The organism is Pontibacter sp. GD7 (genome assembly GCF_058216375.1).
The window spans coordinates 343,290-366,813 of the sequence record NZ_JBYZMP010000002.1 but is presented as its reverse complement, the minus strand read 5'-3'; the positions used below and the strand labels follow the sequence as shown (position 1 = coordinate 366,813).

Sequence of the window (23,524 nt, the reverse complement as noted above, 5' to 3'; positions counted from 1 at the left end):
TGTAACATGGTTTTGTTTAATTGCTGTTTACGGCGTTGTATTCTATATGTTGTATTTTTTATATATAAATATAATTTAATTATTCAATGTTTAAACTGCACTTGGGTTTGATGATGATATAAAAAGGCTTTGTTTTGGCTTTGTTGTTGGTTTGTAAATGGTGTGAGAGAGATGGGGTTTGTTAAGCTGATTTATAAATATATGTATTTATAAATATTTGATTAATGGGTGTATGTGTTGTTAAAATTCAATTGTGCTTCCGGAGGGGTGTTTTGTTGGGAAGAAAATCTGTCAGGGGCTTGCAACCATTTGGCCTAAACAGGCATCATTTTTGAAAAGATGCTGAAGGCGATGCGGGCTTAAAGGGCTTTGCCTTCGCCAAATATTTTAAAAATAATATTTAGAGTTCTGGCATTTTCAACTATCTTTGAGTTGAATGTCAGAGTAGATACTAAAATCTTAACCGAGACGGCTATATGAAAAAATTTACAAAACTGTTTTTGATAGCTACCCTGATCAGCTCTCATATGCTGGGTTTTGCAGCTAGTGCAAACCATAGCAGAGCAGAGAATGACGGTGTAGAACCAACATATAAAGGCGGTGCCACCAACTGGAAGCTTATCCAGGAGAAAGGCTCGCAACTGAGCGTGTCTGCCCAGAACGCAAGACCCGCATTTGTGCGCACCGAAGAAGAGCATACCTGCTCTAAACTATATGCCTCTGCAGTAAGCCAGGAGTTTCATGTGGTGGAGAACAGGGCCGCGAAAAGTATGTTTGTGAATGCAAGTATGACCTCTTTCGCTTCTGTAGCTCCTGTACGTGCAATCAAGCAAATGCCATCTATCAACGCATATCCTAACCCCTCAAGAGGGATCACCAAGCTTTCGCTGAACTTGCCAGGTGCCCAGGAGAACTATAAGATCCGGATCTCCAATACAATAGGCAAAGTGCTGAGCGTGCATGAACTGGTGCCAGCCGAAAAACTGGAGGTGGAGCTTAACATGACCAGCCTGCCCTCAGGAATTTATTTTTACAGCTTGCTGGTAAACGATAAAACCGTTGAAACTAAGCGCCTTGTGCTTCAAAAGTAAGTGCATTCTGGCTAATACAAAAGATACGAAGCCGGCCCTAAGGCCGGCTTTTTTCATTACGAACCCTTAATTTTATTAGCCCCTGAGTTTTATTTATTATTTTCGGGGCTCAATTTAAATGCTATGATGGATTATCGTAAGATAAACAACCTCGTGGGCTGGGTCGTGTTCCTTATCGCGACTGCAGTGTATGTGTTAACGTTAGAGCCAACGGCAAGCTTCTGGGATGCAGGGGAGTTTATTGCCTGCTCGTATAAGTTGTTAGTGCCGCATCCGCCAGGTGCACCTTTTTACCTGCTGGTGGGGCGCATCTTCTCTATGTTTGCCGGCAGCCCGGAGCAAGTGGCGTGGTGGGTTAACTTACTGTCAGGTATATGCAGTTCTTTAACTGTGCTGTTCCTGTTCTGGACCATTACCATCTTCGCCCGCAAGATAATTGTGAAAGAAGGTGCCGAGCCAACCAAAGGCAATATACTCCTGATCATGGGAAGTGGTGCTGTGGGTGCGCTGGCTTATACTTTCTCCGATTCGGCCTGGTTCTCGGCTGTGGAGGCCGAAGTATACGCCATGTCCTCGTTCTTTACGGCCATTGTATTCTGGGCCATGCTGCGCTGGGAGGCAAAAGTAGGAGAGGCGCACTCTGATAAGTGGCTAGTACTGATCGCTTACCTGGTAGGCCTTTCTATCGGTGCTCACCTGCTGAACCTGGTAACTATACCTGCCCTGGCGTTTATATACTATTTCAGGCTGTACAGGCCAACGCTTATCGGCGGGCTTATTGCCTTTGCGATAAGCGCTGTGATCGTGGTGGCCATACTTTGGGGTGTGATTCCTGGCTTGCCGTCTCTGGCCGGTAACTTCGAAGTTTTCTTTGTAAACAGCCTGGGCATGCCGTTCAGTTCTGGCCTGATCGTTTTCATGGTATTGCTTATCGCAGCCATCGTTTTTGGCCTGCGTTATTCCATTAAGCACAATAACCGTGTATTGAATACAGCCATACTTTGCTTTGTATTCGTGCTGATCGGTTACTCTTCTTACATGATCATCCCTATCCGCTCTTCTTATGAGCCTACCATCGATGAGAATGACCCGGACGATATCATGACATTCGTGTCTTACCTGAAGCGTGAGCAGTACGGCGACCGCCCTTTGCTTTACGGACCGCAGTATAATGCGCAGCCCGTAGACCAGGAAGAGAAGGCGCCTCGCTATGTTAAGGGTAAAGACAAATATATTGCCGTTAAAGGAGGCGTTGAGCCAATTTACGACAGCAAAGACAAAACGCTCCTGCCGCGAATCTACAGCGATAACCCGCAGCACGTGGACGAGTACCGTAAATGGGTTGACCTGCGCGAAGGCCAGGCGCCAACCTTCGGTCAGAACCTCAGCTTCCTGTTAAACTACCAGCTGGGGCACATGTACTGGCGTTACTTCCTGTGGAACTTTGTTGGCCGCGAGAGCGATGTGCAGCATGCCGGCGTGCTTTGGTTTGGCAAAGATGACCCGAATGCACCGGAACGTGTACTGGAAAGCGAAGCACGCAACTGCTTTTATCTGTTGCCACTGCTTATCGGTGTGCTTGGTTTGATTTACCAGGTTCGAAAAGACGACCGCAATGCCTTCGTAGTTGGCCTGCTGTTCTTCTTTACAGGTATAGCCATTGCCCTGTACCTCAACCAACCGCCACTGGAGCCGCGAGAGCGTGATTATACTTTTGCCGGTTCTTTCTATGCATTCAGTATCTGGATCGGGTTAGGTGTGATGGGCCTAGCCGAACTACTGCGAAAAGCCATTAAGAGCAACCAGGCTGCCGCCGGAGTTGCCACCGTAATAGGCCTTTTGGTACCGGGAATTATGGCAGCAGAGGGATGGGACGACCACGACCGCTCTGACCGTTATTTCTCTGTGGACTCAGCTAAAAACCTGCTGGACTCTTGTGCGCCAAATGCCATACTTCTTACAAACGGCGACAACGATACTTTCCCGCTTTGGTATGTACAGGAAGTAGAAGGTTACCGTACCGATGTGCGCGTGGCTGTACTTAGCTACCTGAACACCGACTGGTACATCGATCAGATGAAGGACCAGTCGTACAAGTCGGACCCATGGCCGCTTACGCTGGAGAATGAAAACTACCGCCAGGGCACAAACGATTACCTGCCATTTGTAGAGAAACCGCAGGTGGCCGCAGGTATAGACCTGAAGCAGTACATCAGCCTGGTAAAACAGAACCACCCGGCGCTGCAGGTTAATTACGGAACCACCACGCTGCTTACGTTCCCTACTAAAAAGTTCTCGTTGTCGGTTGATAAAGCTAAAGTGGCTGCCATGAACATTGTGCCGGAGAGCAAAGAGGGCGAGATTGTTGACCAGATGCAGTGGACCATCAACAAGTCGATGCTTGAGAAAAAGCACCTGATCCTGCTGGACCTGCTGGCCACAAACGACTGGGTTCGTCCGGTATACTTCTCAACTACAGTAAACAGCGCCGACTTCATCGGTTTGTCGGAGTTCTTCCAGCTGGAAGGTCTGGCCTATAGAATCGTTCCGGTAAAAACATCAGGCGAAGACAGCCAGGGTTCTATACACAAAGACCTGATGTACCAGAACATGATGAAGGAATTCAGCTTCCGCAACTTTGACAAGGAGGATATTTTCTATGACGAGAATTATTATCGCTTCTCTGCCAACGCGCGCGACAAGTTTGCCAGACTGGCGTCAGCCTACCTGGAGGAGGGAAACAAAGCCCGCGCTAAGGAAGTTATTGACTACTGCTTTAAGGTGATGCCAAAGGAGTCTGTGCCTTACGATTATTACACGCCTCAGTTTATACTTCTGTTCGATGCTGTTGGCGATAAGCAGAAGGCTAAAGAGATCATGGACTCTATGACGCAGTCATCCATCAAGTCGCTGGATTATTACTTTGCGAAAGGCGCTTTGTTTGACATGGAGATCCAGACAAACATGATCGTGCTGCAGCAGCTGATAGGAATTGCAGAGGAGATGGGAATGACCGAAAAAGCGCAGCAATTGCAGCAGCAGTTCATGCAGTATCTGCAGCGCATGCGACGTTAAACAAAAAAGTATATAAATCAGTAAAGAAAGCCGGGGTACTGCTAAATAGTACTCCGGCTTTTTTATTTGGGCTTTAAAGAAGAACTCTCTGGATGATACGTATTCTGTTGTCATTACCCTTGCTGTTTATACTTATAGGAATGTATAGCTGTGGTACGCCGCAGGCAACACGGTTACAGCCGGTGGTAGTAAGGCCGGTAGCCCCTGAAATCGAAATGAAGCATGCTTTCTACGCGGCCAACGACAGCTTATACTTGTTTCTGAAATTTGAGGATGAGCAGGACGTGATGGATGTGCTGCAGTCGGCAACGGCAATGGAATATTTTGTAAAAACAGGCCTGTCGGACAGGGATAAGGTACTGGTTGCCGACTCACTCATCAAACCTGCACGTAAGATCACGGATGTGGAAGGACAGCTGCACATGTCTTTTGCGGTGCCGGCCAATGTGGTAAAAGAACCAAACATACTTCACGTACGGCTTTGGCAGGCCTTGGTGGGGCAGGAGCGGATGGCGGTGCGCTTCAGGGTGCCGCTAAAAGAGCAGATGCTGAACAAAAACTACCTCCTGGTAAAAGCCAGCGACGATAAGCCTATCTTCAGTGAATACATTAATACATCCGATAAAGTGTTAGTACGCCAATATGGCAAAAACGGGAAGCCGGTTAAGGTGCATTATTACAAAACGGATTTTTTGCCGGCCTTACCGCCCATGTCCTCGCGGCAGGAGCAGCCTTTAGCCTTAAGTATAACCGATACGCTGCTTTACCAACCCGGCGATACCATAAGTTTTGGTAAAGAGGGTTTATACATCTTTGAGCCGTCTTCGGCGTTTGCCAAGAGCTTGCTGGTGCAAAACTGGTCGTACCCGCAAATTACCATGGCACAGGAACTGCTCCGGCCCCTGATCTACATCACCACTTCTGCAGAGCGGGAAGTGTTGCTGCGAAGCAACGATCCCAAAGCCGCCGTGGATGAATTCTGGCTTAAGGTTGCCGGCGACAAAGCCACTGCCAGAGAACTGATCCGGTCATACTACGGGAGAGTGGAGAAAGCCAACATGCTGTTTACCTCCCATAAACCCGGCTGGACCACAGACAGGGGCATGATCTATATCATTTTCGGCAAGCCCAGCACCATGAGCCAGACAGGCAATACCGAAACCTGGATATACCGCAAGGCAGAGACCAGCCCCTACATTAAGTTCGTTTTTAATAAAAAAGGGGATAACTTTACCGAAAATAATTATGAGCTGATACGGCACCGCGACTACGAGGAGAGTTGGTACAGCACTGTAGCAAAATGGAGAGCAGGAATAACAGACAATATGTAGGCAACCGTTATGGTGGCCCAAAAGCACCCAAAGAGGAGAAACTGGAGATGATCTTCGGGTCGCGCCCAATACTGGAGGCAATGCTGGCCGGTAAAACGCTGGAGAAGATTTTCCTGCTTAGGGGTGCCAAAAACCCTACCACAGAGGAGATAATGGCCGAGGCAAAGAAGCGTGAAGTGCCTGTAGCCTCGGTGCCACTCGAAAAACTCAACAAGCTGACCCGCAAAAACCATCAGGGGGCTGTTGCATTCATTTCGCCTATCACCTATCAGCCCTTAAGCGAAATTGTTACTTCGCTGTTTGAGCAGGGCAAAACACCGTTGCTGCTTATACTTGACAGGGTTACCGATGTGCGCAACTTTGGTTCTATTGCCCGAAATGCAGAGTGTATGGGCGTAGACGCGATTATAATACCAAGCAGAGGAGGCGCGCAGGTAAATGCTGACGCCATGAAAACATCGGCTGGTGCGCTTAACCTGGTGCCTGTATGCCGTGAGCCAAACCTGAAAGACACTATCGATTATCTGAAGGATTATGGTATCCAGATAGTTGCATGTACCGAGAAAACGGAACATATGATCACGGACTTTGCCGTTGATTTCTCTGGGCCTACTGCTGTGATTATGGGCAGCGAGGAAGACGGAATTTCGCCGGAGTATTTAAAGCGTGCAGATGTGCGCCTCCGTATTCCGCTTATGGGCCAGATCAGCTCCTTAAACGTTTCGGTGGCCACAGGTATCATACTTTACGAAGCCATGAGCCAGCGCCTGCGCGAAAGCGGCTATTCCAGCCTGGGTAGCCTGGAGCCGAGATAAGTTTATACTTTTATGTGTGTAAAGGGGCAGCCGTTATACTTTAGCGGCAGCCCCTTTTTTGTTAGTCGTTATTCTTTAACCGTTGTTGGATGCAGCCCTGTAGAGACGCAATATTTTGCGTCTTGTATGCTAAAGTAATAAATCTGATCTGGCATTTATCATGACCATACCTAGCGCAAGTCTTTAGCGCAGCGCTGACTTGTGACTTTTTATGATGGGGAGTCTTCAGACTTCCGTGTGTCATTATTTATAGTTTGAAAGACCTAAAAGCATGAGTTTATACTTCTATAAGCCATATTTTATACTTTAGAAGGCATTGCTTTGTAGCAAATAAGACGCAAAATATTGCGTCTCTACATTTCCTAATAACGAATAACCAACAACGAATAACGAAGCAAACTACAGAAGTATAAAAGCAAAAGCCCGACTCGTTCGGGCTTTTGCTTTTATACTTTCTGGGCGGTTTAGATAAAGTCTACACCTTTTTTAGACTTGGCGTCTGCCATAAATTCTTTTACTTTCTGTTCTTCAGACATTTTGCAGATCATCAGCACGTTGTCATACTCAGCTACAATGTAGTCCTGTAAACCCTGAAGCACTACAAGGCGCTCCTTCGGTGTTTTGATGATGCAGTCTTTGGTGTCGTATAACAGTACCTCGCCGTCCACAACATTTCCGTTATCATCTTTTTCGTTAATGGTGTAAAGTGAGTTCCAGGTGCCCAGGTCTGACCAGCCAATGTCAGCTAACAGCACATACACATTGTCAACCTTCTCCATAATGCCATAGTCGATAGACACATTGCGGCACTGCGAGTAAGCCCTTGTGATGAAGTTTTGCTCCTGCTCGGTGTTTAGCGTGCTGGCACCTTCTTCAAAGATCTCCGTAATTTCTGGAAGCTGTGCTTTAAAAGCGTTAAGTATACTTTTAACGTTCCAGATAAAGATGCCAGAGTTCCACACAAAGTCACCGCTTTCCAAGAACATGTTGGCCAGTTCCAGGTTAGGTTTTTCGGTGAAGGTCTTCACCTTTTTTATACTTTGGTTGTCATCGCCAATGTACTGGATGTAGCCATAGCCAGTGTCTGGCCTGCTCGGCGTGATGCCAAGCGTAATCAGCACATCTTCTTTATCGGCGGCGGCTATTGCTTCTTTAATAACATTGGTAAACACTTCTTGCTTCAGCACCACATGGTCTGCTGGGGTTACCACCAGGTTGGCGTCCGGGTTTATCTGCGCTATTTTATAAGAGGCGTAGGCAATACACGGCGCCGTGTTCCGGCCAATGGGCTCCAGCAGAATTTGGTTGCTATCCAGAAAAGGAAGCTGCTGTTTTACCAGGTCCTCATAGTCTTTGTTGGTTACCACATACACATTTTCAGGCGGGCAAATATCCTGAAAGCGTTTAGCCGTCATTTGCAGCATACTTTCGCCAACTCCCAGTACATCATGAAACTGCTTTGGGTAATTGGTACGGCTGAATGGCCAGAAGCGGCTTCCGATGCCGCCGGCCATTATCACCACATAAGTGTTTTTATCCATTGTTGTTATACAAGTCCTTCTTTCAACAGGTCGTGTAGGTGCACAAACCCTTCAAATTTACCAGATTTGGTTACTATTAACTGAGTTATACTTTTAGCCTGCATAATGGCCAGCGCCTCGGCGGCATACTGATCCGGCTCTATCGTAAGAGGCGATGGGGTCATGATGTCGCGGGCAACAATGCCTTCCGTAGATTCATACTTGTTTAGCATGCGGCGCAGATCACCGTCTGTAATTATACCAACCAGCTCTTTGGAGTCGTCTTTTACCACGGCAGTTGCCCCAAGTCGTTTCGAAGAAATTTCAATAATAATCTCCTTTAACGAAGCATTCTCATTAACGTTGGGAGCCGCGTTGTGGCCATAAATATCCTCTACCATCAGGTACAGGCGTTTGCCAAGGGAGCCGCCCGGGTGCAGGTGCGCAAAATCGGAACTGCTAAAGCCACGGGCCTCCAGCAGGCTTACTGCAAGGGCGTCGCCCAGGGCAAGTGCTGCGGTTGTGCTGGTGGTAGGGGCCAGGTTATGCGGGCAAGCCTCGCGTTCTACGTTGGCGTTCAAAACAAAGTCGGCGCATTTTGCCAGGTATGAGTCTGTGCTTGAGACCATTGCAGCAAGCTTAGAACCTTTGCGTTTTAACAACGGAACCAGTACCTTTATCTCAGGGGTGTTGCCGCTCTTGGAGATGCAGATCACAAAATCATCCGGCTGTATCATGCCCAGGTCGCCGTGAATGGCATCTGCTGCATGCATGAAAAGCGCCGGAGTTCCTGTAGAGTTGAGAGTGGCAACGATTTTGGTGGCAATATTGGCGCTTTTACCAATGCCGGTCACCACCACGCGGCCTTTAGACTGAAGTATAGCTTCGACGCAATTTTCAAACCCTTCGTCGATTAAATCGGCTAGTCTGGCGATTGCATGCGCTTCGGCACGTAATACATTTTTTGCCGTAAGCGCTATATTATTAACAAGATTCAAATTAAATTTGTATTAAGGTACCCGTAAAGGTACATGCAATTGAATTAATTTTTGCAAAGATTACATGTCAGTACAACAAGAGGTAAATCTCAAGAACAAATTAAAGGAAGTTTTTGGGTATAATCAATTTAGAGGAAATCAAGAATTGATAATTAACAACATTATCAATGGCAAGAACACCTTTGTGATTATGCCTACAGGCGCCGGCAAGTCGTTGTGTTACCAACTTCCTGCCCTTTCCTTACCGGGTACAGCTATCGTTATTTCTCCGCTGATCGCCCTTATGAAGAACCAGGTGGACCAGCTTAACGCTTTTGGCGTTAACGCGCATTTCCTGAATTCTACTTTGTCGAAGGCGGAGATAAACAGAGTTAAAAAGGAAACCCTGGCTGGTGAGGTGAAGCTACTGTACGTGGCACCGGAATCACTTACTAAAGAAGAGACGATAGAGTTTCTGCGCAGTTCCAATATCTCGTTTGTTGCCATTGACGAAGCACACTGTATCTCGGAGTGGGGACACGATTTCCGTCCGGAGTACCGCCGCATCCGCGGCATTATAGACCAGATAGGCAACCTGCCAATTATTGCCCTTACAGCTACGGCCACGCCAAAGGTGCAGCTGGATATTCAGCGAAACCTTCAGATGGACGAGGCCTCTGTTTTTAAGTCTTCTTTTAACCGTACTAACCTATACTACGAAGTCCGGCCAAAGCACAATACCAAGAAGCAGCTTATCCAGTATGTTAAAAAGAACAAGGGGAAAAGCGGCATTGTGTACTGCCTGAGCCGCAAGAAAGTAGAAGAGATCGCGGAATTACTGCGTGTAAACGATGTGAGGGCGCTTCCTTACCACGCCGGCCTCGACTCAAGTATACGCATGGCCAACCAGGATGCTTTCCTGAACGAAGAGGCGGAAGTGATTGTGGCTACTATTGCCTTTGGTATGGGCATCGACAAACCGGATGTCCGGTTCGTGATACACTACGATACACCTAAATCGATTGAGGGATACTACCAGGAAACCGGACGTGCCGGACGCGACGGCCTGGAGGGTAACTGTATCATGTACTACAGCTACGATGACATCGTGAAGCTGGAGAAGTTCAATAAAGATAAGCCGGTAACAGAGCGCGACAATTCCAAGCTGTTGCTGCAGGAAATGGCTGCTTATGCCGACTCTGCCGTGTGCCGCCGCAAGCAGTTGCTGCACTATTTTGGAGAAGCATATGAGAAAGACTGCGGTTTCTGCGATAACTGTCTGCATCCGAAAGAGCGTTTTGAGGCACAGAATGAAGTGCAGCTGGCGTTAAAGGCTGTTCAGCAGACAGGCCAGCGCTTCGGCATTGACCATATCACTGCAGTACTGACCGGATTGCGTAACCAGTATGTGGCCAGCTACGACCACGATAAGCTGGAGGTGTTTGCGGCAGGCAAGGAGCACGATGTGCAGTTCTGGAGCTCCGTGTTACGCCAGATCCTGTTGTCGGAATACCTGGAGAAGGATATTGAGAACTTCGGCGTGGTGAAGTTAACGCAGAAAGGACTTGATTTTATTGCAAACCCACAGCCGATACAGTTAACCAAAGACCACAACTACGAGCAGGAAGTGAAAGAGGACGAGGAGAAAGAAGAGAGCCAGGCCGCCGCAGGCCACGATGAGGTGCTGTTCGATTTGCTTAAGAACCTGCGTAAAAAGCTGGCAAAAGAAAAAGGACTGCCGCCATACGTATTGTTCCAGGACCCATCCCTGAAAGAGATGGCCACTGTTTACCCTACCACAAAAGAAGACCTGGCGCATATTGCCGGCGTGGGCATGGGTAAGGTGCAGAAATTTGGCAAGCCGTTCCTGGATCTGATCACGAAGTATGTAGAGGAAAACGACATTGTAACGGCTGCCGACGTGGTAGTAAAGACAACGGTTAACAAGTCTAAGATCAAGATCTACATCATACAGCAGATAGATAAGAAGGTTGACCTGGAGGAAATAGCCTCTTCAAAAGACCTTACCATGCCAGAGCTGATCGAGGAAATTGAGCATATTTGTTACTCAGGCACCAAGCTTAACCTGAACTACTATATCAACAGCATACTTGACCAGGAGCGTCAGGAGGATATTTACGATTACTTTATGAATGCCAGCACCGATAACATCGGGGAGGCGCTTAAGGAACTCGGTACCGACGATTTCTCGGAAGAAGACCTGCGCCTGATGCGCATCAAGTTCTTGTCGGAGTATGCTAATTGATACATTGTTAAATTGCTAAATTGTTTAATTGTTGGAGGATAAGTGCTGAAATATTGCCGGACTCTTCCAACAATTTTTTTTATAGATTTGGCAGATATTAAAGTGTTTAACCATTCAACAGTTTAACAGTTGAACCATTTATAAGAACTATGAACGTACTAATCATCGGGTCTGGAGCCAGGGAGCATGCCCTAGCCTGGAAGCTTAGCCAGAGCGAATACTGCGATAAGATATTTGTGGCTCCGGGCAACGCCGGTACTTCCGAATTCCATACGAACGCCAGTATCAACATTCATGATTTTGAGGAGGTAGCCAAGTTTGCCACCGACTTTAATATCATGATGATGGTGGTAGGGCCGGAGAACTCGCTTGTTGAGGGTATACACGATTACTTTCAGGAGAAGGAATATTTACGCCATATCCTGATCGTTGGCCCTAAAAAGGCCGGAGCAATGCTGGAGGGCAGTAAAGATTTCTGTAAGGCTTTCTTCCAGAAGTATGACATACCTACAGCCCGCTACCAGACATTTACTGAGGAAACGTTCTCTAAGGCCTGTGATTATTTAAAGAACCACAGCTACCCAGTTGTACTGAAGGCCGATGGTCTGGCTGCCGGAAAAGGCGTTATTATTGCCCAGGATTATGATGAGGCCTTTGATGCGCTGGATGCCATGTTGCGTAACAAGCGCTTTGGCAATGCTAGCAGCAAAGTAGTGATAGAAGAATACCTGCAGGGTATTGAGGTATCTGTGTTTATACTTACCGATGGCAAAGAGTATGTGCTGTTGCCAGAGGCAAAAGACTATAAGCGTATAGGAGAAGGTGACACTGGCTTGAATACCGGAGGAATGGGAGCCATATCGCCGGTGCCTTTTGTGGATGACGTCTTTATGGACAAAGTAAAGCAGCGCGTTATCGAGCCAACGCTTAAAGGCATGCAGGCTGAGAACATGGACTATACCGGCTTCCTGTTTATTGGCTTGATGAACGTAAACGGTGACCCATACGTGATAGAGTATAACGTGCGCCTCGGTGACCCTGAGACAGAGGCCATACTTCCACGCATAAAATCAGACCTGTTTGAGTTGTTTAAGGCGCTGCATGACCATACTTTGGGTAGCTATCAACTTGAGATAGACCCTAGAACAGCCACTACAGTGTTCCTGGTTTCAGGGGGCTATCCGGAGGGCTTTGAGAAAGGTAAGGAAATTACCGGCCTGGAAAATGTACCACAGGACGTGCTGGTTTTCCATGCGGGTACAAAAATGGTAGGCGACAAGCTTGTGAATAGTGGCGGGCGTGTTATTGCAGTTACCGCGCTTGGCGATACAATGGACGAAGCGCTGGCCAAAGCCAATGCAGCAGCCGAGGCCATCAGCTGGCAGGATAGAAACTACCGCCGCGATATTGGTTTTGACCTGAGGGGGATGCACGTATAATTTACCGAAGTATAAATAAAAAAGCAGCGGCCGGTTAAAGTATAACCGGCCGCTGCTTTTTTATTTCAGGTGGTAATTAGCAATAAGCCTCAAACGCGCCTTTCAGGTTGTCAACGATGCGGTGCAGGTCGTTGCCCTCAATGTGGTAGCGCTCGATCATGTGTACCAGTTCTCCATCCTTAAACAATGCAATTGAAGGTGAAGACGGCGGATATGGCAGCATGTGCTCACGAGCCTTGGCAACAGCGTCCTGCTCCATGCCTGCGAAAACTGTCACAAGCTTAGTAGGTGTTTTATCGCTGGCGGCTACGGCCATTTTAAGTGCAGGGCGGGCTTTAGAAGCTGCGCAACCACAAACAGAGTTGATGGCTAACAGCACAGTGCCTTCTGCTTTCAATGCCTGCTCTACTTCTTCAGGCGTCATTAATTGCTCAAAGCCAGACGAAGTTAGGTCTTCGCGGATAGGGGCAACCATATATTCAGGATACATTCCCATAAAATTCAGTGTTTTAAGTAATAAACAATCCGGTGCAAAATTAACAAATAATAACCAGAAAATTGAATAGCCTTTGCCTATGTATAAACCAGTGGTTTAAGCTGCTGTGATAAACAATACATAACAAGTATAAATTAGTATTGTTTTAGGAATCTGATGCTTGGCCATAACCTGGTGATTTAAAGGGAGTATAGGGGAATAAGTAAGATATTTTACGCCATTAAAGTAGATTCTTATGCTTCACCCTAATTTAAGCCAGTCCTTCGTCAGGTATTACTACCTGGCTGCACGCAATGGTAGCAGTGCAGAAGTTATAAAGGTATTAAACAGCCAACGCCATACCATCGATGTGCCGCTATGGGAAGAGGATGTGATCCTTGAACCCATTTTTACACGCCCCATGACCAACAAAGAGAAAAGCCATTGTAAAGGGGGAGAGGTCTGGAAGCTGTTCTATAACTGGGACAAACTCTGCAAAGACCTGTCGAAAAATGGAGTGAAGGGAAATGCTCTGAAAGAACTGGAGTCTTACAAAAATGGCCTGCAGCCAACCGAAGACACCGCACTGGTCTGAGAACTTTTTATACTTCATATAAAGCCAGGTGCCAAACTATTTTGTTGTAGGGCGGTACCTGGTTTTTTTAATTAAAAAAAGCCTCTCACATTGCTGTAAGAGGCTTTTCGGTGGTCACGAAGGGAGTCGAACCCCTAACCTTCTGATTCGTAGTCAGATGCTCTATCCAGTTGAGCTACGAGACCATTCCGTTATTGTGAGTGCAAAGTAACGGCGTTTTTTGATACCATGCAAGCCCTTTTCTAAAATTTTACTCATTTTTTGCGGTTGCGTTGCGCAGTGCTTTTTTCAGGGCACGGTCAAATACAAAGTATAATCCACCTATCGAAATGACTATCAATGAGATCATGAGAATCTGGCCGCCGGAGCCGCTATCGGGGTCCTGCAATAATTTTATGATGTCGCTGGCCTGGGTGCCTATCCAAAAGAAAAAAAGTGTGCGTGGCAGCATACCTACTATACTTGCCACAAGAAACTTTTGCTTGTTTACCTGCAGCAGCGAGAGCACAAAATTCATCAAAGCAAAGGGCAGAACCGGCGAGATGCGGGTTAAAAAGATCAGGCTCCAGCTTTGGTTCCGGAGCTCTTGCATAAGTATGCGGGCCTTTTCGAAACGGTTCAGGAAACTCATCATTTTGCCATGGTCAATCAACTGGGCCAGGCTATAGCCGATCAGTGCAGCAATACCATACGATACCACAATCCCAGCAAACCCATTCCAGCCAAGGTAAAAGCCGCTTACCAGGGCTACAAAAGTGGTGGGTGTAAGCGCAAAGGCCATTGTCACGGATATCACGGTAAAGTATAGCAGCATCTGCATCCAACTCAGTTCCCTCAGAAAATTCTGGTATTGGTAAAGTATAAAGGCCAGGGTAGAGCTAACCACCACAGGCACTACCACCAACAGCAGCATCGACACAAACGTAGAGGCATTTTCACGTATAAGGTTGCGCAGCAGCGGGACAAATTTCATGCAATTGGTTATAATTTATACTTAGCAATAGACGAATTACAAAGGACAAAAGATTTTGGCGGCTTTAAAAACACTTTCTGTCGGTATACAGGTGAAGTATAGGATAAGTGTCTTTCTTCTATGTTAAATTTTATAACTTGCAGCACACCGATCATTCTAAAAACATACTTTGAATATGAAATTCGGAACAAAAGCAATACACGCTGGCGTAGAGCCAGACCCAACAACAGGCGCCATCATGACGCCGATCTACCAGACATCGACTTACGTGCAGCGCTCGCCCGGCGATCATAAGGGCTATGAGTACTCGCGTACGCACAACCCAACGCGCACACAACTGCAGAACGCACTGGCAGCGCTGGAGAACGGAAAACATGGCTTGTGCTTTGCCTCTGGCATGGCCGCAGTAGATGCGATCATCAAGATGTTGGCACCCGGCGATGAGGTGATCTCTACAAACGACCTTTACGGCGGCAGTTACCGCATCTTTACAAAGATATTCCAGAACTACGGCATCAAGTTTCACTTTACCAACATGGCCGACCTGAGCAAGGTAGAGGCGCTGGTAAACGAGAACACCAAAATGATCTGGGTAGAAACACCTACAAACCCACTTCTGAACATCATTGACATTAAAGGCTGTGCCGACATTGCCAAAAAGCACAACCTGCTGCTGGTTGCCGACAATACCTTTGCCACGCCATACCTGCAAACCCCACTAGACCTGGGCGCCGACATAGTGATGCACTCCCTTACAAAGTATATGGGTGGCCACTCGGATGTGGTAATGGGAGCCATTATTGTGAATGACGATGACCTACATGAGCGTTTGGCCTTTATCCAGAACTCTTGCGGCGGTACTCCTGGCCCACAGGACTGCTTCCTGGTGCTGCGTGGCATTAAAACATTGCACCTGCGCATGGAGCGCCACTGCCAGAATGGCCGTAAAGTGGCAGAATACCTGAGAAATCATGCTAAGGTTGAGAAGGTATACTGGCCAGGTTTCGAGGACCACGCCAACCACAACGTTGCCAAAGCGCAGATGCGCGATTTCGGCGGCATGGTGTCGTTTGTTTTGAAAGGTGATAAGGTTGAGGATGCCACTAAGGTGTTGGAGAACCTGAAGCTTTTTGCCCTGGCCGAGTCATTGGGAGGAGTAGAGTCGCTTTGCGGACACCCAGCCACTATGACCCATGCCAGCATACCAAAAGAAGACCGTATGAAAGCCGGCCTAAGCGATTCGCTTATCAGGCTGAGTGTGGGTGTTGAGGATGCCGAAGACCTGATCGCCGACCTTGAACAAGCGATAGGATAGTTTTAAGATACAAGACGTCAGACACAAGATTTAAGATTTTTAGAGGTCTGAGAGAGTCGTTTGCTTTAGTGCAGACGGCTCTTTCTTTTTGCATCGGATTTTTTGTATTTATACTTTGGAAGGCTTTTTACAGCAAATTTAGGAAATTGGAAGTATATAAAAGTCTTACGTCTAATATCTAATACCTTGTGTCTGATAAAATCATACTTTTCAGGGAAAAACAGCGCTTTAAGCAATTTTGGCTGTGGGCAATCATACTTGGTGCGGCATCGGTTTTCTGGGCTGGGTTTATTTACCAGGTTATACTTGGAGGGCAGTTTGGCAACAGGCCGGTTTCTGACGTGCAGTTGACCGTGCTTTTTGTCCTGATGGGTATTGGTATGCCCTGGTTCTTTTACCATATGAAGCTTACCACAGTGGTAGGGCCTGGCGAAGTGAATGTGCGGTTATGGCCGTTTCATGTGAAGCCTGTAACCATACCGCTGCATCTGGTTCGTGATTTTGAGAAGGTAGTGTATAGCCCCATTGGCGATTACGGTGGCTGGGGCATCAGATGGGGCTTTAAAGGTAAAGCATATAATATGTCTGGCAACGAGGGGGTGAAGCTATACTTTTACAACCGAAAGCCCTTGCTCATAGGCTCGCAGGATGCGGTTGCACTTTATGAGGCAATCAAACTGGCTAAGGAGCTTAAGTAATTGCTGATTGTTAATTGTTGATTGTTAGAGAGTGTAGAGGCGCAATATATTGTGTATTTTTCTGCAGCGCCGGGTCCAACCACCCCTACCCCCTCAGAGCTACGCTCGTTAGTTTCGAACTCGCGTTCTCACTAATCTAAGGCGGGGAACTCTAGCATTACTCTAGCAAAAGTATAAGCCCTGTAGATTCTGCTTAACCTCCTTTCTACCAAGGTCCTTCAGGACGACAGATAGAAAAGCAAGAGTAAGGACAGATGCTATAGTGATGGCCTGTGAATTAGTAGCGTCAAAGTTCCCCGCCTTAGACAAGTCGAAGATCCCGGACTTGCTTCGGGAGAGGGGTAGGGGGTGGTTGGACCCGGCGCTGCAGAAAATTCTGTTTAAAATCAAAAAGCCGATGCCCTTTTCAGAGCACCGGCTTTTATACTTTAATCCGCTTAAGAACTACGCCTGGATACCCAGAATCTTGTAGATCTCAGTGAAGTCTGGAGTCAGGATGATCTCAGTACGACGGTTTTTAGCTTTCGCCTCTGCAGAACGACCTGTGTCTACTGGCATGTAGTAAGAACGGCCAGCTGGTGTGATTCTGTCAGGAGAAAGACCTTTCTCAGTCATCATACGCGTGATCTCAGTAGCACGCAGTACGCTCAGGTCCCAGTTGTCAGTTAGGTATTTCATGCCGTTAGCAACTGTTACGTCGTCTGTGTGGCCTTCTACCATGATACCAACCTGCTGGTTTTTCTGAAGTACGTTTACTAACTGGTTGATCGCCTTCTGGCCACCTGGATTTACCTTAGTGCTACCAGTTGCGAAAAGAAGCTTGTCAGACATAGAAACATAAACTTTTCCGTCTTTAACTTTTACGCTAAGGTCGCCTTGGTTGAAGCCTTGTAATGCAGCATTAACCTCATTTTTAAGGTTGTCAAGCACTTTCTGCTGCTCGTTCATGGCACGCTCCATGTCAGCAAGCTTTTGCTCACGCTCTCTAAGCGAAGCAGCCAGTTGATCAGCTTTAGCTTTAGAGTCAGCAAGCTCGCGCTCCTGAGCTTCTTTGCTAGCTTTTAATTCTTCGTATTTCTTAGAAGAAACACAAGATGCCATTAGGGTAGAGCACAGCAACATTGCAAATGCCGCTTTGAAGAAGTTGAATTTCATGTGCGTTTGTGAATTTGTTGTTTAAAGTTTAATTACCTAGTTGTAATACTTGATTGCAAATATGGTAAAAGATTGGTCTTCAAACTAAAAAAAAGTTTAAAAACGCTCTGTTCGTGCTAACTTTTTTTCGCTAAACACTTATATCTCTGATATATTGTATTGCTTCTATATAAAATATAAAATGCTATTGTAAATTGTATTATACCAAAAATAGTGTTAAAACAATATAAGATAAAGACCTAGCATATAGTTGATTCAGAACACAGCCTGTTGAGGCGCGGTTGTAAAAACCAAATGCCAACAGGCAGAAACATGGCTTGCAGCAACGGGAAAATATATTCGTTAAGGGCAACTATTCTTTGTTGCTCGACGCTTACCACAGACCGGGCTACAAAGTATACCAGGTACAAGTAGCAGAAGGTGGCAAACAAATGCATGGGTAACAGCAAGATCAATGGTCCTAAAGGCAACATGCCCTCAGCCAGGTTGTCCCGCACAATGCCTAAAGTATAGATCAGCACCAGAATGTATGCCGCAAAGTATAAGGCGCCTAAATGGAAATATAGCGGGCTTATTTTTATACTTGCCGGAAGCCGTTTATGAAGGAGCCTGCCTACCTGCCAGAGCCAAAGGGTGGGCACAAGTGTAGGCAAGGAGTTCAGTAATAACGAAACGTACCACGGAAAGCCATGTGTAAGCTGTGTTAAGGAGTACTGCAGCGCAAACGGAAGTATAAAAATGAGCAGGAACGCCTGCCAGTGCCTTAGCCTAAATAGTATCATGTTACAGTGCTTTAACTGCAAAGATGATAAATTGAGCTTATACTTGTGCGTTAATCCAACTCCAGGCTTGTTCTCGCTGGCTAAGGTCAAAATGCCTGATCTCGGCAGTCGTAAACGGTTTGGAGGCCACCGTTAGCCATTCAATCCATTTCTGATCTCCTACAATGGCTACACGGCTAAAGTCTGTGGCATGCTTAAAGTCATACTTTACGTCTTCCCAAAGTGCCTTTATGGAGAAGTCTTCGATAAACTGTACTTCGGCATACACCCGTATCTTGCCGTGCTGCTTTATTTTTTCATCGAGCAGGGGCAGCATCACATCGTAGTCCCGTTTGTCTACATGGCCGGATAATCTTAATGCTACCAGATCATCTTTAGAATCTTCGAGTATCTGTATCATGGCGTAAAAGGCTGTTAAATTGTATACTCATCCAGGTAATCTACAAACTCTCCAGGCGTTGCAGTTCGCGTGTCAGTACCTCGTAGGTGGTAAGAACGCTGCCATCCTTAAACCTGATCTTGTAAGGCTGTCCCGAAAGTCCTGACTTTGACGCAAGCTCATCAATGAAATCTCTTGCAGAGCCGATCTTGTCCTTGTGTTTCTGCCACTTAGACTGCAAGTGCTCAGCAGCCTCGCGGCAGGAGTGTTCACTGCCATTCCGGATAAAAGTGGCGTCCTTCATGCCACGGACAAACTGGATCAGCCTTTCGATCTTTTGCGCTTCGGTAAGGCCGGTGGCAGACACGCTGGTAACACTGTTTAAACGCTCATGCACGGCGGCAGCCTCCACGCTGCCAGTGCCAGTAAACAGAACCAATCCGATGATCACAAACCTTAACATACTTTCCCTTCCTTTCAATAATTATTTTATGATAATAGCGTTATTATTAGCAATTTTAGTGCACTTATGTTCAATACATAATGTTGCGCAGTCACGGTTAAATCAAGACACCGCTACAAGACATTAACGTAGTTTATGAGGAAAATAGTTTTCGCTTTCTTTTTGCTGCTGCTTTGCCAGCAGGCCTTCGCACAACGTAATATCGAAACCCGCCTGGGCTATAGTTACAACGATGACTTCGCCTTCACGGATGAGTGGCAGTACCTGTCTACGGACATTTACCTGTTTAACGGCAACAAGTTTACGCGTGTGCTTAATGAGCTGGAAAAGGGCGTGCGGAAGCCGAAAAAGAAGTATGGCAATTCGCTGGAGTACCTGTTTATTACGGCGCAGCTGAAGAACATGAAGCTGTTCGGTAACGATGGCATTGTGTACCCGCTTTACAATTTCTATATAAACCAGGATAAACGCGAGTATAAAACGCAGGTAAGTGACCACCTGGAAGTGGTGCGCATCATCGATAAAATGCCTTTATCCTCTACACAAAACAGCATTGATGCGGTAATTAACGCCAAAGCGGTTACGAATAACGACGGCGACCAGGTGTTTAGCCTGGTGGCGAACCAATTGGTTAACCTCTCTAAACTCACCAACCCATCCAGTGCGGTGCTTTCGCTGGTAGGCGAGTTTGGCAACCTGCTAAGTGCACGCACACATAAAAAGGAGTATAAATTCAGCTCTACCATTCGCCTGTACGAGGGCCAGGACTTTGACACGCGCCTGCACTCGGTGCGCATCTATGTGTTTGTGCCCGGCGATGTGAAAACCGTGACCATCAAATCGGTGAAGTTGGGTGACTATCTCACCAAAAGCTCGAACAAACTTGATCGCAAGAGCCTGGAGGAATTTATCGGCTACAAAGATTACCCGTACATGGTGGTGGCCAACTACAAGTCGCTGTACAGGATGGATGTGCTTACTGGCGACGAAGTTACCCTGGACCTGATAGAGAAGCGCAAGCAGAAGATACAGAACGCCTACGAGCACAAGCTTGTAAACGACGAAACCTACCGCCAGGAGAAGTTATATGTGGAGTTTCTGCGGGTATTTGCTGAGATGAAGCAGAACCTGAACACGTATCGCCTGAACTACCGCAACAACAGTCCGGAGGTAAACGCCAAGAACCTGTTTGGTATTGTGCAGGAGTACAAGCGCCTGAAAAGCACCTTCGATGCCCGTGAAAAAGAGTTTGCCAAGAACAGCACCTACCAGAACATCTTTAAGCCAGAATATGAGTCTATACTTAACAATGCGGACTTATACCTGGAGGCTGACCATAACCTGAAGAACGGAAAGATACTGGTAAATACCCTGCGCGAGCTGGAAAACGAGCCAAAAAGCTGGAATACACCTGAGAAACGCGAAGCCGCTCTTGCTAAGCTTTATGCCGTGGAGTTGCCAAGACCTGAATTTTTGTCGGCCTCCGTGGAGGGAGAGGCTATCATTAAACTGATCAAGCGCCTGGAAGACCAGCAGTTTTCGGATGTTTTTGCCCAGGACCTGCAGAAACTGAACGAAGCTCCCGCCACAGACGAAACGCTGGCGCAGCGAAACTCTTTGCTGGACAAAGCTGCATCCAGCAAGTGCCAGAGCTGCCGCGACAAAGTGCGCGATGCCGTTACAGAGTATAACAAGCGCTACGAGAGTTTTAAATTAAAGCAAGCGCTTAAAAAGAAGGATGAGCTTAACCAACTGGCAGAGCAAACGGTGTTTAAGTACCTGAAGAGGCAATTGTGCATTGAGAGTAACCTGCAAACAGCCACAGCCTCGGTAAGTACAGCGCTAGAGCAGTATGTTAGCCGCATGCACGAGAAGAATACCGAACTTGGCAAAAGTATAAAAACCCTTGATCAGCATAACAAGCAGGAGCCTGAGCTAAACAAGCTACCTAAAGTGCAGGAGTATAACACAAAGCTGCTGCAGCTTATTAAAGAAGTGGAGCAAAACTTCGATATACTCTACAGTCTGGACAAAGGCCTTTGTAACTGCGGAGATGCCGGTTAATTAAAAACTCCATACTGCAAGCTCACGTTTTATGGCATATGCAGGAGTTTTTAGACATGGCGCTTGGCCTGGGAGAGGATACTCTGAACTGGTGGCAAATGGCTGTACGGGCTGTAGTAGTCTTTGCGGCTGCACTTCTTATTTTAAGGATTGGCAGCCAGCGTATCTTTGGTAAGCACACCGCCTTCGACATCGTGTTGGGTATTATCTACGGTTCGGTGCTGAGCCGTGCCATTACTGGCAATGCCCCCTTTTTCCCAACGCTGATCGCCGCGCTTGTACTTGTGATCATGCATAACCTGTTTGCCTTGCTGGCATATCACACAAAGTTTTTTGGAAGCATGGTAAAAGGCAAGCCAAAAATGCTTGTAAAGGACGGGGAAATGCTGGAAAGCAACATGAAAAGCAGCAGCGTTACAAAGCACGACCTGGAAGAAGCCATGCGTACCAGGGGTGGCATAAAAGAAATTGACCAGATAGACCAGGCCTGCCTGGAGCGAAGCGGCGAGATAAGTATAGTTAAAAAGGAAGATACCTGAAATAAAATGCGAAAGGCCTCTGTTGCACAATGCAGCGGAGGCCTTTCAACTTAAAATATAGTATCAGGAAATTACGCCATTTGGGCATCCAGTTTCTGAGATAATACATTTTTCGGCACAGCACCAACTTGCTTATCTACTACTTCGCCATTTTTGAAAACAAGAAGCGTAGGAATGCTGCGGATACCGAATTTGGCAGATGTCTGCGGGTTAGCGTCAACGTCTACCTTACCAATAACGGCTTTGCCTTCGTACTCGCCAGCCAGTTCCTCAACGATCGGGCCTACCATGCGGCATGGTCCGCACCACTCTGCCCAAAAGTCTACCAGTACTGGTTTATCTGAATTGATGATCTCATCAAAATTCGCGTCTGTGATCTCTATTGCTTTGTTAGCCATAACTTTAACGGTTTGTTGTGTTAAATTCTGTTCTTAAATATAGTAACAATTATAGGTTTGGCAAATATCTGCCCAAACTCCTTACACCTGACAAGCTGTCTTGTCGTGGATTAGCTGCCATCATGCTAACTGTATCTGTTACTTACGGCAAACCATACTTACAAGTATAAATTATTTGTATCAACAAATGTTGTAAATAAAAGTTTAAGCCGCAAACTCAAGTACTAAAATTGTATGCAAAGCTTTTAAAACTTGATATAAGCACACCCACCCTTGTGGCATTAGTGGGGCTAAGAGTATAACCTGTCAGGTGCTAAAAGTATGAAAACTGAGAAATTTGGATGCAGGTAAAGAATTTATATTGCTCTATTCGATAATGTTAACCTGCAGTAGCCCACCCTCACCAGCATAGTTGCTTGCCGAGCTGTATCGGAAATGCTCCGGCTCACTCACCCACTCTGCCCGAACCGGGTTTTGATGGATGTAGTTTAGCTTCTGATCGATGAAGGTGTTGGAGGTAAGTTCTTTGGCTTCGTTGCCATCCTGCCATACTTTGTAGTGCTTTACTTTGGGATTTTGCCTGGCATTAAACTCGAAGCGGTGCAGCAGCCATTGCCTCCGGCTTTCAGGCTCCTCTTGTATAGCAGCCACGATTTTGCGGCTGGTAAACTGCTTAAAATCACGGAGGATGTCGGAGAGACTTTTGTTTTCTTCAGTAGAAGCAATAAGATGGAGGTGATTGCTCATCAGGCACCAGGCATGTAATCGCAATCCTTTCTTCTCCTGGCAGAATCTGAGGGCATCAACGATGATGTGCTTGTAAACTGGGCGTGTGAATATATCCACCCAATCCACTACCGTCATTGTCAAAAAGTATAAACCGCCAGGTATGATTCTGTTTTTAAGCCCCATGCCGGATGTATACTTTGTGAAAGTATTTGCTGTTTCGGATTTCTTAATCCGAAACTAAACCTGAAGCGGATTTCCTAATCCGCGTTAACCGTAACACGGGGATTAGGAAATCCCCGGCAGATAGCTTTCGGACTAGGAAGTCCGAAAGAGCAAAAGCGAAATGAGCAAGAGCAAACGAGGTACGCCACCGCAGCAGCATACCTCGTTTTATACCTTATTTACTCATCTAGGAAGGCAATCCTGTCCATCCATAAATCCTGTA

At 46.7% G+C, this 23,524-nt stretch carries 20 protein-coding genes, 1 tRNA gene and 1 pseudogene; 11 read left to right on the top strand and 11 right to left on the bottom strand.

Annotated elements, in window-relative coordinates:
- Positions 1-476: 476 nt before the first annotated feature.
- From AC4BAP_RS04625 to rlmB, 4 genes are all read left to right on the top strand, one after another.
- On the top strand, positions 477-1,091 hold the full coding sequence (locus AC4BAP_RS04625) for a T9SS type A sorting domain-containing protein (RefSeq protein ID WP_490581451.1): 615 nt from the start codon (positions 477-479) through the stop codon (positions 1,089-1,091).
- A gap of 123 nt (positions 1,092-1,214) precedes the next feature.
- Positions 1,215-4,166 carry a glycosyltransferase family 117 protein gene (locus tag AC4BAP_RS04620; protein WP_490581450.1) on the top strand — a complete coding sequence of 984 codons (2,952 nt, stop codon included), beginning with the start codon at positions 1,215-1,217 and terminating at the stop codon, positions 4,164-4,166.
- A gap of 92 nt (positions 4,167-4,258) precedes the next feature.
- The gene (locus AC4BAP_RS04615) at positions 4,259-5,497 is read left to right on the top strand and encodes a GWxTD domain-containing protein (RefSeq protein WP_490581449.1); all 1,239 of its coding nucleotides are present in this window, start codon (positions 4,259-4,261) and stop codon (positions 5,495-5,497) included.
- Entirely contained in the window at positions 5,467-6,312 is an 846-nt protein-coding gene (gene rlmB / locus AC4BAP_RS04610; RefSeq protein ID WP_490581448.1) for a 23S rRNA (guanosine(2251)-2'-O)-methyltransferase RlmB, read from the top strand. Before AC4BAP_RS04615 ends, rlmB begins: the two co-directional genes overlap by 31 nt.
- 464 nt (positions 6,313-6,776) lie before the next feature.
- Here rlmB and AC4BAP_RS04605 read toward each other — a convergent pair whose 3' ends face one another.
- Together AC4BAP_RS04605 and AC4BAP_RS04600 are read right to left on the bottom strand one after the other, a co-directional pair.
- A complete protein-coding gene (locus tag AC4BAP_RS04605) occupies positions 6,777-7,853 on the bottom strand; it encodes a mannose-1-phosphate guanylyltransferase (RefSeq protein WP_490581447.1) in 1,077 nt (358 codons plus the stop codon).
- Between the two features lie 5 nt (positions 7,854-7,858).
- Positions 7,859-8,830 carry a KpsF/GutQ family sugar-phosphate isomerase gene (locus AC4BAP_RS04600; protein WP_490581446.1) on the bottom strand — a complete coding sequence of 324 codons (972 nt, stop codon included), beginning with the start codon at positions 8,828-8,830 and terminating at the stop codon, positions 7,859-7,861.
- A 64-nt stretch (positions 8,831-8,894) separates the two neighbouring features.
- Between AC4BAP_RS04600 and recQ the strand changes: the two genes are divergently transcribed.
- Positions 8,895-11,075, top strand: coding sequence for a DNA helicase RecQ (gene recQ / locus AC4BAP_RS04595; protein WP_490581445.1), 2,181 nt, complete (start codon positions 8,895-8,897; stop codon positions 11,073-11,075).
- Between the two features lie 149 nt (positions 11,076-11,224).
- Complete coding sequence (gene purD, locus AC4BAP_RS04590; protein WP_490581444.1) at positions 11,225-12,514, top strand: phosphoribosylamine--glycine ligase; 1,290 nt, start codon at positions 11,225-11,227, stop codon at positions 12,512-12,514.
- 76 nt (positions 12,515-12,590) lie between these two features.
- Here the strand turns inward: purD and AC4BAP_RS04585 are convergent, their stop codons facing one another.
- The gene (locus AC4BAP_RS04585) at positions 12,591-13,004 is read right to left on the bottom strand and encodes a BrxA/BrxB family bacilliredoxin (protein ID WP_490581626.1); all 414 of its coding nucleotides are present in this window, start codon (positions 13,002-13,004) and stop codon (positions 12,591-12,593) included.
- A 241-nt stretch (positions 13,005-13,245) separates the two neighbouring features.
- Between AC4BAP_RS04585 and AC4BAP_RS04580 the strand changes: the two genes are divergently transcribed.
- Positions 13,246-13,584 (top strand): hypothetical protein, encoded by a 339-nt coding sequence (locus AC4BAP_RS04580; protein WP_490581443.1) that lies wholly within the window; start codon positions 13,246-13,248, stop codon positions 13,582-13,584.
- Positions 13,585-13,695: 111 nt separating this feature from the next.
- On the opposite strand, the gene AC4BAP_RS04575 is transcribed toward AC4BAP_RS04580, so the two are convergent.
- Positions 13,696-13,769: transfer RNA gene (locus AC4BAP_RS04575), tRNA-Arg, on the bottom strand.
- A gap of 65 nt (positions 13,770-13,834) precedes the next feature.
- Entirely contained in the window at positions 13,835-14,557 is a 723-nt protein-coding gene (locus AC4BAP_RS04570) for a TVP38/TMEM64 family protein (RefSeq protein ID WP_490581442.1), read from the bottom strand.
- A 175-nt stretch (positions 14,558-14,732) separates the two neighbouring features.
- Between AC4BAP_RS04570 and AC4BAP_RS04565 the strand changes: the two genes are divergently transcribed.
- Together AC4BAP_RS04565 and AC4BAP_RS04560 are read left to right on the top strand one after the other, a co-directional pair.
- Positions 14,733-15,872, top strand: a complete 1,140-nt coding sequence (locus AC4BAP_RS04565) for a cystathionine gamma-synthase (protein ID WP_490581441.1) — start codon at positions 14,733-14,735, stop codon at positions 15,870-15,872.
- A 188-nt stretch (positions 15,873-16,060) separates the two neighbouring features.
- The gene (locus AC4BAP_RS04560; RefSeq protein ID WP_490581440.1) at positions 16,061-16,570 is read left to right on the top strand and encodes a DUF6141 family protein; all 510 of its coding nucleotides are present in this window, start codon (positions 16,061-16,063) and stop codon (positions 16,568-16,570) included.
- Positions 16,571-17,014: 444 nt separating this feature from the next.
- Here the strand turns inward: AC4BAP_RS04560 and AC4BAP_RS04555 are convergent, their stop codons facing one another.
- The 4 genes from AC4BAP_RS04555 to AC4BAP_RS04540 form a co-directional block, all read right to left on the bottom strand.
- Positions 17,015-17,725, bottom strand: a complete 711-nt coding sequence (locus tag AC4BAP_RS04555) for an OmpA/MotB family protein (protein WP_490581439.1) — start codon at positions 17,723-17,725, stop codon at positions 17,015-17,017.
- Between the two features lie 239 nt (positions 17,726-17,964).
- Entirely contained in the window at positions 17,965-18,507 is a 543-nt protein-coding gene (locus tag AC4BAP_RS04550) for a hypothetical protein (protein ID WP_490581438.1), read from the bottom strand.
- A 37-nt stretch (positions 18,508-18,544) separates the two neighbouring features.
- Complete coding sequence (locus AC4BAP_RS04545) at positions 18,545-18,907, bottom strand: SpoIIAA family protein (RefSeq protein ID WP_490581437.1); 363 nt, start codon at positions 18,905-18,907, stop codon at positions 18,545-18,547.
- 40 nt (positions 18,908-18,947) lie between these two features.
- Positions 18,948-19,349 carry a DUF5329 family protein gene (locus AC4BAP_RS04540; RefSeq protein ID WP_490581436.1) on the bottom strand — a complete coding sequence of 134 codons (402 nt, stop codon included), beginning with the start codon at positions 19,347-19,349 and terminating at the stop codon, positions 18,948-18,950.
- 135 nt (positions 19,350-19,484) lie between these two features.
- Here AC4BAP_RS04540 and AC4BAP_RS04535 point away from each other — a divergent pair, with 135 nt between their 5' ends.
- Together AC4BAP_RS04535 and AC4BAP_RS04530 are read left to right on the top strand one after the other, a co-directional pair.
- Positions 19,485-21,413, top strand: a complete 1,929-nt coding sequence (locus AC4BAP_RS04535) for a hypothetical protein (protein WP_490581435.1) — start codon at positions 19,485-19,487, stop codon at positions 21,411-21,413.
- 38 nt (positions 21,414-21,451) lie between these two features.
- Entirely contained in the window at positions 21,452-21,952 is a 501-nt protein-coding gene (locus AC4BAP_RS04530; protein WP_490581434.1) for a DUF421 domain-containing protein, read from the top strand.
- Between the two features lie 71 nt (positions 21,953-22,023).
- Here AC4BAP_RS04530 and trxA read toward each other — a convergent pair.
- Together trxA and AC4BAP_RS04520 are read right to left on the bottom strand one after the other, a co-directional pair.
- Positions 22,024-22,356, bottom strand: a pseudogene (gene trxA, locus AC4BAP_RS04525) (thioredoxin); the annotation flags it as partial.
- A 360-nt stretch (positions 22,357-22,716) separates the two neighbouring features.
- Positions 22,717-23,262, bottom strand: a complete 546-nt coding sequence (locus AC4BAP_RS04520) for an REP-associated tyrosine transposase (protein WP_490581433.1) — start codon at positions 23,260-23,262, stop codon at positions 22,717-22,719.
- Positions 23,263-23,524 lie beyond the last annotated feature (262 nt).

Coding starts and splice junctions, on each gene's coding strand:
- recQ (WP_490581445.1), top strand. CDS start 8,895: ATGTCAGTACAACAAGAGGTAAATCTCAAGAACAAATTAAAGGAAGTT.
- AC4BAP_RS04620 (WP_490581450.1), top strand. CDS start 1,215: ATGATGGATTATCGTAAGATAAACAACCTCGTGGGCTGGGTCGTGTTC.
- rlmB (WP_490581448.1), top strand. CDS start 5,467: ATGGAGAGCAGGAATAACAGACAATATGTAGGCAACCGTTATGGTGGC.
- AC4BAP_RS04605 (WP_490581447.1), bottom strand. CDS start 7,853: ATGGATAAAAACACTTATGTGGTGATAATGGCCGGCGGCATCGGAAGC.
- AC4BAP_RS04625 (WP_490581451.1), top strand. CDS start 477: ATGAAAAAATTTACAAAACTGTTTTTGATAGCTACCCTGATCAGCTCT.
- AC4BAP_RS04545 (WP_490581437.1), bottom strand. CDS start 18,907: ATGATACAGATACTCGAAGATTCTAAAGATGATCTGGTAGCATTAAGA.
- AC4BAP_RS04585 (WP_490581626.1), bottom strand. CDS start 13,004: ATGTATCCTGAATATATGGTTGCCCCTATCCGCGAAGACCTAACTTCG.
- AC4BAP_RS04540 (WP_490581436.1), bottom strand. CDS start 19,349: ATGTTAAGGTTTGTGATCATCGGATTGGTTCTGTTTACTGGCACTGGC.
- AC4BAP_RS04580 (WP_490581443.1), top strand. CDS start 13,246: ATGCTTCACCCTAATTTAAGCCAGTCCTTCGTCAGGTATTACTACCTG.
- AC4BAP_RS04520 (WP_490581433.1), bottom strand. CDS start 23,262: ATGGGGCTTAAAAACAGAATCATACCTGGCGGTTTATACTTTTTGACA.
- AC4BAP_RS04550 (WP_490581438.1), bottom strand. CDS start 18,507: ATGATACTATTTAGGCTAAGGCACTGGCAGGCGTTCCTGCTCATTTTT.
- AC4BAP_RS04565 (WP_490581441.1), top strand. CDS start 14,733: ATGAAATTCGGAACAAAAGCAATACACGCTGGCGTAGAGCCAGACCCA.
- AC4BAP_RS04615 (WP_490581449.1), top strand. CDS start 4,259: ATGATACGTATTCTGTTGTCATTACCCTTGCTGTTTATACTTATAGGA.
- AC4BAP_RS04530 (WP_490581434.1), top strand. CDS start 21,452: ATGCAGGAGTTTTTAGACATGGCGCTTGGCCTGGGAGAGGATACTCTG.
- AC4BAP_RS04570 (WP_490581442.1), bottom strand. CDS start 14,557: ATGAAATTTGTCCCGCTGCTGCGCAACCTTATACGTGAAAATGCCTCT.
- AC4BAP_RS04535 (WP_490581435.1), top strand. CDS start 19,485: ATGAGGAAAATAGTTTTCGCTTTCTTTTTGCTGCTGCTTTGCCAGCAG.
- purD (WP_490581444.1), top strand. CDS start 11,225: ATGAACGTACTAATCATCGGGTCTGGAGCCAGGGAGCATGCCCTAGCC.
- AC4BAP_RS04555 (WP_490581439.1), bottom strand. CDS start 17,725: ATGAAATTCAACTTCTTCAAAGCGGCATTTGCAATGTTGCTGTGCTCT.